The organism is Dyadobacter ginsengisoli DSM 21015, from assembly GCF_059568735.1.
Map to the genome: position 1 here is coordinate 884,949 of NZ_JCANTY010000001.1, position 13,218 is coordinate 898,166.

Annotated in this window: 15 protein-coding genes; 11 read left to right on the forward strand and 4 right to left on the reverse strand. The window is 46.0% G+C overall.

All coding sequences use genetic code 11. From position 1 onward, the window contains the following. Positions 1 to 35 precede the first annotated feature (35 nt). From BP71_RS02990 to BP71_RS03010, 5 genes are all read left to right on the forward strand, one after another. Positions 36 to 185, forward strand: coding sequence for a hypothetical protein (locus tag BP71_RS02990; RefSeq protein WP_496376447.1), 150 nt, complete (start codon positions 36 to 38; stop codon positions 183 to 185). A 347-nt stretch (positions 186 to 532) separates the two neighbouring features. After that, the gene (locus BP71_RS02995; RefSeq protein ID WP_496377743.1) at positions 533 to 895 is read left to right on the forward strand and encodes a DUF1304 domain-containing protein; all 363 of its coding nucleotides are present in this window, start codon (positions 533 to 535) and stop codon (positions 893 to 895) included. A 70-nt stretch (positions 896 to 965) separates the two neighbouring features. Continuing rightward, a complete protein-coding gene (locus tag BP71_RS03000) occupies positions 966 to 1,190 on the forward strand; it encodes a DUF4240 domain-containing protein (RefSeq protein ID WP_496376449.1) in 225 nt (74 codons plus the stop codon). Beyond that, the gene (locus BP71_RS03005; protein WP_496376451.1) at positions 1,166 to 1,480 is read left to right on the forward strand and encodes a DUF4240 domain-containing protein; all 315 of its coding nucleotides are present in this window, start codon (positions 1,166 to 1,168) and stop codon (positions 1,478 to 1,480) included. The genes BP71_RS03000 and BP71_RS03005 overlap by 25 nt, the downstream gene beginning before the upstream one ends. 361 nt (positions 1,481 to 1,841) lie before the next feature. After that, on the forward strand, positions 1,842 to 3,011 hold the full coding sequence (locus BP71_RS03010; protein WP_496376453.1) for a monodechloroaminopyrrolnitrin synthase PrnB family protein: 1,170 nt from the start codon (positions 1,842 to 1,844) through the stop codon (positions 3,009 to 3,011). 4 nt (positions 3,012 to 3,015) lie between these two features. Here the strand turns inward: BP71_RS03010 and BP71_RS03015 are convergent, their stop codons facing one another. Together BP71_RS03015 and BP71_RS03020 are read right to left on the reverse strand one after the other, a co-directional pair. Then, positions 3,016 to 3,603: a magnetosome magnetite crystal formation protein family gene (locus tag BP71_RS03015; RefSeq protein ID WP_496376455.1), complete on the reverse strand. Its 588-nt coding sequence runs from the start codon at positions 3,601 to 3,603 to the stop codon at positions 3,016 to 3,018. 72 nt (positions 3,604 to 3,675) lie between these two features. Then, the gene (locus BP71_RS03020; protein ID WP_496376457.1) at positions 3,676 to 4,059 is read right to left on the reverse strand and encodes a GIY-YIG nuclease family protein; all 384 of its coding nucleotides are present in this window, start codon (positions 4,057 to 4,059) and stop codon (positions 3,676 to 3,678) included. A 373-nt stretch (positions 4,060 to 4,432) separates the two neighbouring features. Here BP71_RS03020 and BP71_RS03025 point away from each other — a divergent pair, with 373 nt between their 5' ends. The 4 genes from BP71_RS03025 (at position 4,433) to BP71_RS03040 (ending at position 10,557) form a co-directional block, all read left to right on the forward strand. Then, positions 4,433 to 6,673 carry a M28 family metallopeptidase gene (locus BP71_RS03025; protein ID WP_496376460.1) on the forward strand — a complete coding sequence of 747 codons (2,241 nt, stop codon included), beginning with the start codon at positions 4,433 to 4,435 and terminating at the stop codon, positions 6,671 to 6,673. A gap of 218 nt (positions 6,674 to 6,891) precedes the next feature. After that, a complete protein-coding gene (locus BP71_RS03030; protein ID WP_496376462.1) occupies positions 6,892 to 8,451 on the forward strand; it encodes an ATP-dependent nuclease in 1,560 nt (519 codons plus the stop codon). Positions 8,452 to 8,459: 8 nt separating this feature from the next. Next, the gene (locus tag BP71_RS03035) at positions 8,460 to 9,695 is read left to right on the forward strand and encodes a hypothetical protein (RefSeq protein WP_496376464.1); all 1,236 of its coding nucleotides are present in this window, start codon (positions 8,460 to 8,462) and stop codon (positions 9,693 to 9,695) included. Continuing rightward, complete coding sequence (locus tag BP71_RS03040) at positions 9,679 to 10,557, forward strand: DNA adenine methylase (protein WP_496376466.1); 879 nt, start codon at positions 9,679 to 9,681, stop codon at positions 10,555 to 10,557. The genes BP71_RS03035 and BP71_RS03040 overlap by 17 nt, the downstream gene beginning before the upstream one ends. Before the next feature lie 63 nt (positions 10,558 to 10,620). Here the strand turns inward: BP71_RS03040 and BP71_RS03045 are convergent, their stop codons facing one another. Together BP71_RS03045 and BP71_RS03050 are read right to left on the reverse strand one after the other, a co-directional pair. Next, positions 10,621 to 11,796 (reverse strand): ImmA/IrrE family metallo-endopeptidase, encoded by a 1,176-nt coding sequence (locus tag BP71_RS03045; protein ID WP_496376468.1) that lies wholly within the window; start codon positions 11,794 to 11,796, stop codon positions 10,621 to 10,623. Positions 11,797 to 11,846: 50 nt separating this feature from the next. Continuing rightward, positions 11,847 to 12,182: a helix-turn-helix transcriptional regulator gene (locus BP71_RS03050; RefSeq protein WP_496376470.1), complete on the reverse strand. Its 336-nt coding sequence runs from the start codon at positions 12,180 to 12,182 to the stop codon at positions 11,847 to 11,849. 24 nt (positions 12,183 to 12,206) lie between these two features. Here BP71_RS03050 and BP71_RS03055 point away from each other — a divergent pair, with 24 nt between their 5' ends. Next, positions 12,207 to 12,449: a SymE family type I addiction module toxin gene (locus BP71_RS03055; protein WP_496376472.1), complete on the forward strand. Its 243-nt coding sequence runs from the start codon at positions 12,207 to 12,209 to the stop codon at positions 12,447 to 12,449. A 74-nt stretch (positions 12,450 to 12,523) separates the two neighbouring features. Further along, entirely contained in the window at positions 12,524 to 13,048 is a 525-nt protein-coding gene (locus tag BP71_RS03060) for a PsbP-related protein (protein WP_496376474.1), read from the forward strand. The last annotated feature ends 170 nt before the right edge of the window (positions 13,049 to 13,218 follow it).

The window sequence follows — 13,218 nt, forward strand, 5'->3', positions numbered from 1 at the left end:
CATTCGGGGGATTTTTTAAATTTATAATAAAAACTATGAGCTTCTCAGAACGACATATCGTTGAAACCTATTCGGGACTGTTTGAAGGCCAGAGCTCTTCGAGTAAGATGGAGCTGATCGGGAAACTCACGAGATCGCTCAAAACGGAAGAATCTGTGCGTGAAACTCTTTTTTTGAGTCTTTAGTGCATTTAGCGCTGAAAAATCAGCAGAGGAGGTCGTCACAAATATCAAATAGAGCAGCGCTGGACGCATTTATAGCCGGGCTTACTATCATCCCGATATTTGGCTCAATACCGCTCTATGTAAAAAGAGAAAGTACGGTTGAGAAAAATGGGTAAGCCGATCAATGATGAATTCGATTTACTTATAGGGGTTACCGCGATACAGCATGAGTTAGTTTTAGTTATTGATAATGAAAAAGACTTTACGCTCCTGAACGGGATTCACATGGAGAACTGGTTTCTGCGGATGTGATTGGTATAGCAGCATCGTCCGATCCTTTTTACTACATTACCATTAAAAACGGATCTATGCAAACACTCTCCACCATCCTCGTCGCCCTCGTCGCGCTCGAACATCTTTACATTCTCTACATTGAAATGTTTGCCTGGGAAACGAAGGGCAAGGAAACCTTCAAAGGCTCGCTCGCGCCGGAGCTATTTAAACCCACCAAAACCCTGGCCGCCAACCAGGGCCTGTACAACGGCTTCCTCGCCGCCGGCCTCGTCTGGTCGCTTTTTATCACCGATCACCACTGGAAGCTCTACGTCGGCGTTTTCTTCCTTACGTGCGTGATCGTCGCGGGTGTGTACGGGGCGCTGACGGCCAGCAAGAAGATATTTTTTGTGCAGGCATTGCCGGCGATCGTGGCTTTGGTGGTGTTACATTTGTGAGCGGTGAAGGTCGGGGCATTGTCTGTTGTCCTCGCATGAGTCGCTGTCCAAAATTTGAATTCAATACATCATGGCAGTCAATTTGGAACCTACGGCAGAAATGCTCGATGAAGATCTTTATTGGGACATCGTCGCAAGATCACTTGAAAATAGCTCGGATGAGGAAGAACAGGAGGAATTTCTAATCGATGAAATCGGCAAACTGACCCCGAAGGAAATGGTGGGTTTTCGCTTGCGGACGGACTGCTGTACAAAAGCTATACTTCCGAAATGTGGTGCGCTGGCTACATCATGAATGGTGGCGCTTCGGATGATGGTTTTGAGTATTTCAGGAACTGGGTTATTTCCAGAGGAAGGGATGTCTATTACAAAGCCAAGAAAAACCCCGATTCGCTGATCACGGAAGTAAGCGACGACATCGAATTTTATGAGTTTGAAACTTTCTGGTATGTTGCACTCGAAGCATTCCAGCAGCAGACCGATGAGGATTTGTACGATTACATAGATCACGATCATTTTCACACTTCCGAAGGGAGTTATCCTCCTATTGAATTTAATTGGAGTGATGAAGATCCGGGGGTATGAAGGCGATTTGCCCGGCGCTGTATGAGCGGTTCGAAGGGTAGGTGACAAGGAATTGAACTATGTTGCCAAGATCTCCGTGAGGTGAAAGCTGAATACGCCCAATGCAGCAGAAATAATGTAGAACAACTACCCAAGGCTCTCCTTGAAATTGCGGATATCCAAAAGGCGACATCAATCTACTCTGCCGATGGATAGACGAACATAGCCGGCCGCTTTCTCTTATTAATTAGCTTCTACAAATGGTATAATATTGATTTTAACATAGCCCGTTCGGGATGCATCTGACCTGTTTCAGGCAGATCCGCACTGACAATGGCATGTATGGCCAGGGGTTTATTTTAAAATCAAATTGACTATACACATGAGATTAAGCGGTTATTCTGTTCCCAATGTAAAATCCGGACCTGATGAAAATGAATGGATTGCCAGTCTGGATCCGCTCCATGCCGACGATGTGATTGCAATGCTTCCGGACCTGAATGAGAAGCGGGATATTAGTGGAATTATCTCCATGGCCAGGCTGATCATACCCGCTGAACCGGATTTGCAGGGCTTCGGTTACCATGAAGCCAATGCGGCTACCCGTGATATCGGCATTTTACTGGGTTCCCTTAAAAGGCACGGGGTAGAGCCTCAAAGCGTCATAGAGAACCTGGCAGGTAAAATGCAATGGCTGGCGGGGAAAACATTTCTGCCTCCACGGGACACGCTGCTGCATTACACCGTTTGGAATCCCGCCGATCGCAGAAGACGGACTTACACCGGTACCGCTGATGAGATGTATCTCATAGACAGTGTAGTGATGGCCATGGATCCGCTGGCTTGTGCGATCCGATTGCTGAGAAAATTGCACTATACTTCCATGCGCTCCGCGGCTTTTAAAGAGATCTGTGAAAATGTAATGAGTTGTTTTCAGAAAGTAATTGAGGGCATCGTGCTGGCCCGCCGGAAAGTATCCCTTTCGTATTTCTCTTCGGAGCTACGCCTTTATTTTGACCCCATTACGCTGGCCGGTCAGCAATACCTCGGACCCGGTGCGGTGGAGATGCCGATGTTTGTGTATGATCATTTACTCTGGAGCAGCGATTGCAAAGACCCTGAATACACGATTTTCAAAAGAACCTACCTGCCCTATGTGCATCCTGAAATGCGTGGGATCTGCCATGAATTCGAAAGCAGGGACAGTTTGTTGGGCAAGTGTTTCAAAAATATAGTCCATGACCATATCGGCTTCGATCCGTTTGTCCTTGAATCGATGCAGGCGCTTCGTTTATGTTTCCAGCAATTGAAAAGTTTTCGAATGCCGCACAGGAAAGTGGCCGAGGAGGCGTACCATCATGTAAACGAGGATGGCAATGCCGCCGAATGTGTAGAAACAGGGCACCACGAATATCGCAGTAACGGCAGCGGAGGGTATTCCCCTGGCATCCTTTCCCACATCGTCGAATTGACTAATTCCAAAATTGCGAAACTGGATGCTTACATAGCGTTTTATCAACTGAAGTTGAAGCCTGTTGCTTATCCGGGGTAAAAATTTATTCGATAATCTTTAACCCAAATCCATAAACCTCCTCGTCGCCCCGGGCGATTTTAGGATTGTTAGTAATGATGAATACCGAATTGGCGATGGCCAGTAAGGCAACGAGACTGATAACGATCCCCGGGCTGCTCCAGAGGCCGAGAATGCCCGTAAACGTGCCGACGAAAACTACCCCATACCAAATCAGCGACCAGGTGATCTGAAAATTCAAAATGCGTTTGCCCAGTTCGTTGGCACCGGTAATGCTGTTTCTTTTGTACATCCAAAGCGCAAACGGGACGAGCATATTGCCCAGCGGAATAAACCAGAACGACAATGCGGAGAGGTTCATGAGTTTGAGAAATCCCTGGTCTTCATACATGGTTGCGGGTACCTCCGTCGTCGCTGCTGAAAGTTCTTCTACGGGTACATCCAACGCCTGTGCGAGCAGGCGCAACGTTTCTCCGCGCGGTATCACATTCCCGCTCTCGATGCGCTGCAAGGTCCGCAGATTGATCCCCGCGTGTTCGGCAAGGCTTTCCTGCGAGAGGCCCTTCGCCTTCCGTAAAGTCCGTATTCGTTCGGAGATGGTCTGATTGTTCATATTGAAGTTGTTTTGGGTAAATTTAAGGGTTTTGGATAAGGAATGATAGCGGCATTTTTACGGCTTTTACATTTAACGGAGCTGTTTAGATCTTTTAGTTTCGGTCCTGTGACCCTGAGCGAAGCGGCCGGCGCTGACACCTCGTTCGAGATTCCTTTTACAATGCGTAACATTCCGGCATTCAGCCAATACCTTCAGATCATCCCACCGATCTTCAATAATCTCCTCCTTCTTTTTCCGGCTCCAACCTTTCACCTGTTTTTCAAAAGCAATCGCCTGTCGTACATCCTTGAATTCGTACGAAAACACAATTTCAACAGGACGTCGCGTGAAAGTATACGATCCGGAATCCTTACCCGAGTTATGCTCCGCCAGCCGCCGTTCCAGATCATTAGTGACGCCGGTATAGTAACTGTCATCCGCACATTTGGCAATGTAGACGTAGTACGATTTCATAGGATAGTGTGTTAGGTTGTTGTTTTGTAAAGGATTAGGTGTGGGGTAATCTAATGATGATCAGGTTGAAAATGCGAAATGCTGCTGTTTTGTGGTGGTATGGACTGTCTTCGGCGCTCAGGCTGACATTTCTTATATGTTCGTTTTTAAAAACAATATGTAAAACGGTAATGTCATGCTGAGCGCAGTCGAAGCATATTGTCGCGATGCCCAAGAAACATGTTGCGGTATGGACTGCCTTCGACCGCCCGGCGGCCCGGTCCGCTCAGGCTGCCATTCCTCCACAGTGGCACATTCTCCTTAAATCTTCCCCATTCTTCCCATCCATTCATTATATTTAACCATCACCAAAAAACCTTTTCACTCCGTTCCCATGCGACACCTTTTCAAAAAGACATTCATTCCCATATTATTCTCAACCCTCGCCGTAGTGCCATCGGAAGCCCAGCAACTCATGGGCTTCGGGACGGAGGCGGCGAAGAAGGAATTGGACCTCGAAACAACTTTCGACAAGCACCTCCAAGCCAACAACCTCCGCGACTGGATGAAGCGGATGACAGCCTATCCGCATCAGCTCGGTTCGGCATATGGCCTTAATAATGCCCTTTTCCTGCGTGATAAGCTCGCTTCCTGGGGTTTTGATGCACGGCTCGATACGGTGCACGTGCTTTTCCCGACGCCCAAAGTGCGCGTTCTAGAACTCACCGAGCCGACCAAATTCAAAGCCGCATTAACCGAAAAACCATTAAAAGAAGACGGTACTTCCGCGCAGACGAAGGACGTGTTGCCGCCTTACCATGCCTTTTCGGCCAATGGCGATGTGACGGCCGAGCTCGTGTTTGTGAATTATGGCGTGCCCGATGATTATGAGGAGCTCGCCAAACTTGGCGTGGATGTGAAAGGCAAGATCGTGATCGCCAAATATGGCGGGTCGTGGCGTGGTATCAAACCCAAAGTGGCTTACGAGCATGGGGCGATTGGCTGCATTATTTATTCGGATCCGAAGGAAGATGGCTATTTCCAGGGCGACGTATATCCCAAAGGGGCATTTAAAAATGAGTCGGGCGTGCAGCGTGGGTCGGTGGTGGACTTGCCGCTCGCGCCGGGTGATCCGCTGACGAACGGTTTTGTGGCCGATGCTGAGCATAAGCGGCTGTCGGTGGAAGAGGCGCCGGCGATGATGAAGATCCCCGTACTGCCGATTTCGTATGGCGATGCATTGCCGTTGCTCAAAGCGTTGGGCGGTCAGGTGGCGCCTGCGACGTGGCGGGGCGCGTTGCCGATCACGTACCACGTCGGTCCGGGGCCGGCGAAGGTGCATTTGAAACTGGAATTCAATTTCGATATCGTGCCCTGTTACAATGTGATCGCGACGCTGAAAGGCAGCGAGTTTCCCGATCAATGGGTGATCCGCGGTAACCACCACGACGCCTGGGTGTTTGGCGCGGCCGATCCTGTGAGTGGGGCCGTGGCCGAGCTCGAAGAGGCGCGGGCATTGGGCGAATTGGTGAAAACTGGCTGGAAACCAAAGCGTACCATCGTCTATTGCTGGTGGGACGGCGAGGAGCCGGGTTTGCTGGGCTCGACGGAATGGGTGGAAAAATACCAGTCTATTTTAAAGGAAAAAGCGGTTGTTTACCTCAATTCCGATGGTAATGGCCGCGGATACCTGGGCGCAGGCGGGTCGCATACGCTCGAAAAATTTGTGAACCAGGTGGGCCGCGACGTCACCGATCCCGAGAAAGGCACGAGTGTGATCGACCGCCTGCGCTCGCGCACGATCCTGAACGGCAGTCCGACCGCCAAACAGGAGGCCCGTACCCGCGCCGACCTTCGCATTGGCGCACTCGGTTCCGGTTCCGACTATACGCCGTTTATCCAGCACCTCGGCATCGCCTCGCTCAACATCGGTTATGGCGGCGAAGATGCCGGCGGCGATTACCATTCCATTTTCGATTCGTACGACCATTACACCCGCTTCAAGGACGGTGAATTTGTGTATGGCGTAGCGCTCGCCAAAACCATGGGCCGCTCCGTACTCCGTTTCGCCAATGCGGATGTGCTGCCATTCGATTTCAGCAACTTCGCCAATACGGTGCAGGTTTATGCTTCCGAAGTAAAAAAGGAGCTCGAAGCCGCCCGCACGAAGGCCGAAGACCACAACAAAACCCTCGCCGAAGGCCGCTTCGAAGCCGCCGCCGACCCGAAAGACCCATTCGTGAAGCCAACCCCGATGTCGGTAGCCCCATACCTCAACTTCGCGCCGCTGGATAATGCATTGGTGGCATTGGAACAAAGCGCCAAAGCCTACGCCTCGGCTTTTGCAAAACTCGCTTTGCTTCCTGCGGATAAGTTGAAGGAGTTGAATGAGATTTTGTATAAAACTGAAAGGAAGCTGATCCATGCGGATGGGTTGCCGCGTCGGCCGTGGTATAGGCATCAGATTTATGCTCCGGGGTTTTATACGGGGTATGGGGTGAAGACGTTGCCGATGATCCGGGAGGCGATTGAGCAGAAGAATTGGAAGGAGGCTGAGGAGGGGATTTTGCGGGTGGCTGGCGTCTTGGAGGGGTTTGTGGGGGAGGTTGAGCGGGCTGTGGGGGTGGGGAGGTGATATTCATTAGTGATGCTTCGTCGAATTAACATTGTTGTAATTATTTTGGTTGTCTCTTGTTTTTCAACTTTGAACACACAAATGCTCCATAATCATTACCAATGAATTACTGGTTTAACCGAATAATAATTGCATGACTATTGTTGAGTAGAGATTAATATCTAAACACTTCTCGCCTTAGTAATAGAGTGATTTTACCCCTCGCCAGTGATTATATTATGTTTATCAAAAGCATTGACATTAAGAAGTTTCGTGGATTCCAGGATTTATCCTTCGGCTTAGGAAAAAACATAACTGTAATAGCCGGACAAAATGGTACTCAGAAAACTACCTTACTGGGGATATTGAGCCAACCATTTACGATTACTGATAAAGATAACCCATTGTCTGGCGAAAAGCCGCTTTGTGGAGGAAACTATAAGTCATTATTCAGTGAGAAATTTAAACTTTCAGAAGAGTTTGACATTCCACAGGGACACGAGTGGACACTTAAGCTAGAAAACGAGCTTGAACCTGAATTTACCGTTGAAAGTATAAGGCGGGACGCTAAGAAACCAGGCATTAGATTCTGGAAGAAGGGTGATCGGTCGAAAGGTTCAGGTTATATACAGTTGCCTGTGATTTATCTAAGTCTTTCTAGGCTCTTTCCGATTGGAGAAGACGCAAGCATTGGTTCCAGCGACGAAATAACCTTATCCCAACAGGAATTTGAATTTTATCAAGAGTGGCATAACAAAATCTTGCTCATTCCTGATGTTGAGATGATGCGCGTTGACTACCTTGCTAGCAAGCAGAAAAATACGCTAGGTGCCAATACTAGTTTTTACGATTGGAGATTGAACTCAGCCGGGCAGGATAATATTGGTAAGATCCTGTTGGCTATATTATCATTCCGACGTTTACAGGAAAAGCATAGAGAAGTATACAAAGGCGGAATATTGGCAATAGATGAGTTAGATGCAACTCTTTATCCCGCATCACAGATTAAACTCGTCGAAGCTCTGAGAGTGTTTTCTTCGCGTTACAGAATCCAGATAGTGTTTACAACTCACTCATTATCAATTCTAGAAAAGTTATGTGGACTACAAGCAGACAAGAAAATCTCAGGACAAGTAAACGTTATCTATTTGCAAAAGGTTAATTCAAGCGTTGTGGCCGTTGAAAGTATTTCCTATGAAAGTATTAAGAATAGGCTTAACGTTGTGTTATCAGAAAACCCAAAAAGCATAAGAGTTCCCATTTTTTCGGAAGACGAAGAAGCACGAATCTTTTGTAAAGCCCTACTCAAAAGACGTTCGAGGGATCTAGCCTACTTGGAGTGCAAATTGGGCTGTGAAAATCTTCTTGAACTGGCTAGGAAACAGATAGTTGGATTCCGATTCCCTGAGTCTCTCATAATTTTGGATGGTGACGTCAGGGGATCTGCTGCTAAAATGAGGTCTATGTCTCAACACAAAAATTTCTTAATATTACCAGGCGAAAAATCGCCTGAGAGGCTCATTGCGGAGTTTTTGTACTCATTACCAGATGATTCCGAAATTTGGCGAAGTATCAACCCTGACTATTCAAAGCAATTCGTCTTCAAAAATTTCTCTCGCGGCGAAATAGAGTCAAGTAGGGAAAAGGCAAAGGAGTGGTTTAGCCAGCAGAAGGATTATTGGGGCAAGAACTGCACGAAAATTATTAATCCCTGGATTGAACGAAATTCTGGTATTGTCGACTCTTTCCTTGAAGAATTTGATGACATCATGTTTAACATACGAAAATCCTTCTCATAGCAAGTAATATGGATCAAAAGGTGATTTCCATTGATATAAGTAAACTTGTCTTGTGGACTGAAAATCCACGCGATCCTATTGATGCAGATGCAAGCGATCAGGATATTGTTGATAGGGCACTGGAAGACAGGTCATTAAAGTGGACGTTACCTAAGTTGGCAAAGGAAATGGGTGACTATTTCGATTTTAGCGAACTGCCCACGGTTGTCTATCATGGTGACCGCCCAGTTGTCTATGATGGGAATCGGAGAATAATTCTTGGAAAAATAAAACATGGACTGGTTACCGTTCCAAAGGGCACCGCTCTTAATATTCCAGATTTTCCAAAAGAAATCCCATGTAATGTTTGTATTGAGAAAATTGCACTGAACAATGTACTAAGGAAGCATAGTGAATCTGGATCTTGGCAACCGTTGGAGCGAGACATCTTCCTGTATAAGTTCATGGGCAGAGAGAAGACACCTTTCCTAATTTTAGAAGAAGATACTGGAATTATCAGCGCAAATAAGCACTTGAATCAACGATTTGTTAAAGAAGAGATTTTCAGGGAAGACACTTTGAAATCACTGGGTTTTGCCATCTCTAATGGACACCTTCATAGCGTTCATGCCGATGACGAAGGCAAGTCCATATTAGCGGATATCTCTAGAAAGATTCAAAGCGACACAATCAGTACGAGAAAGAATAGAGGGAAGGTATTGGAGGTTCTCGACCTAGCGTCGCAACAGTTAATCGACCAAAACAGAACTAAGAAGGTACATTTGTCCAAGTTTAAGTTCTCTGCTGAGTCGAAAAAAACTAATCCGAGGTTAACCAAGCGGACGGAAACTAAGGCTATTGAGCTCTTTGGTGGGAAGTTATATTTAAAGATTGGTGAAGTAAGTAATCTATATAGAGATATATGTGACTTGTATTCGTTTTATATCTCAAAAAGGGTTGAATTGTCTCAATCATTCCCGAGCTTAATAAGAATGTCCCTCCGCCTTTTGTGTGAAACGGCGTCAAAGGATAAAAAGAAAAAGTTGGAGGACTACGTTAAGGAACATGCTGAACTTGCTAAAAGTCAACTGAATCAAGACTTGAAAACAACATTGGCAAATCAAAATGTGAGACCTGAAAGTCTAGTTCAATTGCTACATACCGGGGCACATAATTATCAATCCAGTGCTAATATGGATCAAACGATAGCGATGTCTATCTTGATAGGCGCCATTCTAAATATTACTCATGGAAAAACGGAATAAGGCAACAATTCATTATTCGCCGCTAAGGTATCCAGGCGGAAAAAATTGCATATTTCCTTTTGTTGCAAAGCTCTTTTATGAGAACGATATGGTGGGGGCGAGCTACGCAGAGCCATATGCTGGTGGTTCTGGTCTAGCGCTCCGCTTACTTTTTGAAGGTTATGTGAATCATGTGTATATCAATGATTTAGATCGATCAATTTATTCTTTTTGGGTAAGTATTCTTAATAGGTCGGTAGAGTTTTGCGAGTGGCTGATGGAAGTTGACGTGTCGATTGATAATTGGGGTAAATACAAGGAAATACAACAGAATTCCGAAACGACAGACTCTTTCGAACTGGCTAAATCAACTTTCTTTTTGAATCGGACAAATGTGTCGGGGGTAATAAAGGGCGGAGTTATAGGCGGTCGGGAACAAAAAGGAAAATATAAAATTGATGCTAGATTCAATAAAATAGATTTGTGCGAAAGGATTCGTAAGATAGCTGAAATGAGCGATCATATTACTGTGTCGAATAATGACGGCTTAGAATTCATAAATCAAATGAATCGATTGAGGAAGGAAGTGTTTATTTATTTAGACCCTCCATATTATCAAAAAGGAGCTGATTTGTATATGAACTTTTACGCTGCGGACGATCATAAGCGGTTATCTCATCACGTACGCAAAATGAGAAAGCGGTGGATGGTCTCCTATGATAATCACGACTTCATTTTAAATTTATACAGCAATTTGAATAAGATCTCATACAGCCTTTCGCAGGCGGCTTCAAATCGGGTTGGCGAGGAAATTTTGGTATTCTCGGAAGGTCTTCATTACATGGATTCAATAAGAAAATTAAAAACACCAGTAATGCTCTAAACGTGGGATACTTTGGTGTGTGGGCAGTTATGAGAACTGGCAGGAGATTTTCCTCTTCAGCTATCAATATTTATATAACTGGGCTTCTAAGTTGTGAAAGTAATTGATTTTCACGTTGAGTAGCGAACTTGCCTGAGTTGGTTCAAGGCTGCCGCCACGAAAAGCGTCCAGAACGGTTTGAGTAAATAATCGACTGTTTTTCTGAATTTGTAATAAATAGTAGTTTGGTCCGCTAGCGCTCTCTTTTTGTTTGGCCTTTTTCTCTTCGTGTTTGAGAAGAAAAGCCTTGAACTCCGCGTCTGCCACCATTTTCAAAGTCTTGTATTGATCAAGTGAAATCAGGTTCAAATTCAATGCACGAACGAGCAATGCAAATGAGCTTACGCCGAATGTTTTTGCGACACTGAAAACTTGCGATGCAGATAGAAAGATGTGGCTGCCTAGATTTGTTATCAATCGGCTAGGAATCAATGCGTTCGCTGCTACTTCATTACAGAACAATTCTACCGGATGCAGGCGGTCCGCCTTTTGGAAACCTGGCTCAACATCGGCAGAGATTCCCGTAGCCGCAATCCAGATGTGTGCGAGCTCGTGAACAAGCGTAAATAGCTGAGGCGCAGCCCAATCTTCGGAATTGATGAAAACAAAAGGCGCATGAGGATCGGCGATTGCAAATCCTTGCAGTTCATCACTGTCTAAGGTCAGATGGGAGTTTATAAAGCTGGTTCTCGAAATGAAAATTCCTTTCGCTTCTGCTTTGTCGATCCATTCCTTTATCGGATTTCCAGTGACGTATTTGCCCGGAGAAATGGAAAGCGTGTTCAGAATGTCTTGCGCGACGTCCGCAGGATTATCTTTGATGGTAAAGCGACCGACAAAAGGAAATTTTGCTTCGCTGTTTTCTCTGTTGGTCTCGCTGATCCAGGCTTGTTTCTGCTGAATTTCGCGAATCATGAAAACGGAACCGGTGCTTAGTGATTTCGAATCGCTTCGGCGGAAGTCTTGCAATGGTTGAAAGTCCCGTGGAATGTCGGGGAGAAAGAATAATGCGAATGGCCTTTTGTAAGCTTTTGCCAAAGTTTGGGCCTGTTTGATTGTTGGTTGGCTTGCTCCTGCCTCCCATTCCAACAATCTTTCTGCCGGAACATTGACCTTCAATGCTGCTGTTTCAGCTGTCATTTTCGCGGATTCGCGGGCCCACTTAAAAACGATAGGTGTGATGTATGCCTTGTCTGCCATGAAGTTTGAGGAAGGTATTTTAATGTTGTTAAGGCAGTTAGAGCTGGTGTCTACTCTTTTGTAGAAACCAACAACTCCCGAATATCCACCTTCAAATACACCGAAATCTCATAAAGTGTCTCCAAAGTTGGTTGTACCTCATTCTTAGACCAGCGCGAGACAGTAGTTTCAGTTTTTCCTAAATGCCGGGCTAAGTCTTTGCCAGATCTTTCTTTTTCAACTAGCACCAATTTGATTCGATTTAAGCGCAATTTTGCCACGAGATGCTCATTTATGGTCATTTCGTGTAAATAAAATATAAAATTTCCGCAAAGATAAAACCATTCATTTTGTAAATAAATTAAAGTTTTATGTTGATTTACTTTGTAATTAGTACAATATATCATAGTATTGAACTAAAAATTGAAGCTATGACACACGAAAAAAAACCTTCAAACCCTGCCGAGCGGCAGCTAACCGTCTACCGAAAATACGTCCCGCGCGCATGGTACAAGTACGCGGTCATGCCCGAGATCAGGCTCTGCGGTAAATGGCTGCATGAAGCAGGTTTTGAATGCGGCGACGAAGTGACGGTGCGGTGTTTTGGGAATAAATTGGAGATTACGTTGAACCCGGAAGAGGAGGCTGAGCCTGCGCCGGTTCGGAAGCGATGACGCGGAAATTACGGTCGCGGCACATCGGCAAATGAATATTTAATGGTATTATGCGGAAAAATCGGTGTCGCTTTATGAAGGTTTTTCTGCCTCTTGTTTTCTGCATGATCGTTTTTTCGGTGAGCGGTCAGTCCTTGCCTCAGGGCGATTTAAAAGTGTTTTCCAAAAACGATTTCAAAATTTCCTATCCTTCGGCATGGCGCGTCGATACGTCCGGTACCATGAACTCGAAGGTGTTTTTCTTTTCGCCGCTGGACGGTCCCGAAGATAAATTCAGCGAAAATCTGAATGTGATGGTCCAGAATCTGGCCGGGCAGCCGATTGATATTCAGAAATATAAGGAAATTTCGGAGCAGCAGATCAAGGTGATGTTCAGCGATGGTAAAATGGAGGAGTCGGAAGTGGTGAACGCCAATGGCCGTGAAGAATACCATCTGGCCTACGAGTTTTCGCAGGGGATATTTAGATTGAAGGTATTGGCGATATGCTTTATCCAAAACGACAATGCTTACCTGGCAACCTTTACCAGTGAAGCGTCCAAATTTGATCGTTACCGGGCGACTGCGGAGAAGATGCTGGGAGCGTTTGCGTTGAAGTGAGAGGCGAAAGGCCTTCGATTGCCCGCCTTCGACTACGCTCAGGCTGACAGCGTGCAAAATGTCAGCCTGAGCGGAGTCGAAGGCGGGCCCTACCGAAAAAAAACCTACATAATCAGGCTGACAGCGTGCAAAATGTCAGCCTGAGCGAAGTCGAAGGCGGGCCCTACCGA

Excerpts from the sequence above, each read along its gene's own strand:
- BP71_RS02990 (WP_496376447.1), top strand. The coding sequence starts at position 36 with ATGAGCTTCTCAGAACGACATATCGTTGAAACCTATTCGGGACTGTTT.
- BP71_RS02995 (WP_496377743.1), top strand. The coding sequence starts at position 533 with ATGCAAACACTCTCCACCATCCTCGTCGCCCTCGTCGCGCTCGAACAT.
- BP71_RS03000 (WP_496376449.1), top strand. The coding sequence starts at position 966 with ATGGCAGTCAATTTGGAACCTACGGCAGAAATGCTCGATGAAGATCTT.
- BP71_RS03005 (WP_496376451.1), top strand. The coding sequence starts at position 1,166 with ATGTGGTGCGCTGGCTACATCATGAATGGTGGCGCTTCGGATGATGGT.
- BP71_RS03010 (WP_496376453.1), top strand. The coding sequence starts at position 1,842 with ATGAGATTAAGCGGTTATTCTGTTCCCAATGTAAAATCCGGACCTGAT.
- BP71_RS03015 (WP_496376455.1), bottom strand. The coding sequence starts at position 3,603 with ATGAACAATCAGACCATCTCCGAACGAATACGGACTTTACGGAAGGCG.
- BP71_RS03020 (WP_496376457.1), bottom strand. The coding sequence starts at position 4,059 with ATGAAATCGTACTACGTCTACATTGCCAAATGTGCGGATGACAGTTAC.
- BP71_RS03025 (WP_496376460.1), top strand. The coding sequence starts at position 4,433 with ATGCGACACCTTTTCAAAAAGACATTCATTCCCATATTATTCTCAACC.
- BP71_RS03030 (WP_496376462.1), top strand. The coding sequence starts at position 6,892 with ATGTTTATCAAAAGCATTGACATTAAGAAGTTTCGTGGATTCCAGGAT.
- BP71_RS03035 (WP_496376464.1), top strand. The coding sequence starts at position 8,460 with ATGGATCAAAAGGTGATTTCCATTGATATAAGTAAACTTGTCTTGTGG.
- BP71_RS03040 (WP_496376466.1), top strand. The coding sequence starts at position 9,679 with ATGGAAAAACGGAATAAGGCAACAATTCATTATTCGCCGCTAAGGTAT.
- BP71_RS03045 (WP_496376468.1), bottom strand. The coding sequence starts at position 11,796 with ATGGCAGACAAGGCATACATCACACCTATCGTTTTTAAGTGGGCCCGC.
- BP71_RS03050 (WP_496376470.1), bottom strand. The coding sequence starts at position 12,182 with ATGATATATTGTACTAATTACAAAGTAAATCAACATAAAACTTTAATT.
- BP71_RS03055 (WP_496376472.1), top strand. The coding sequence starts at position 12,207 with ATGACACACGAAAAAAAACCTTCAAACCCTGCCGAGCGGCAGCTAACC.
- BP71_RS03060 (WP_496376474.1), top strand. The coding sequence starts at position 12,524 with ATGAAGGTTTTTCTGCCTCTTGTTTTCTGCATGATCGTTTTTTCGGTG.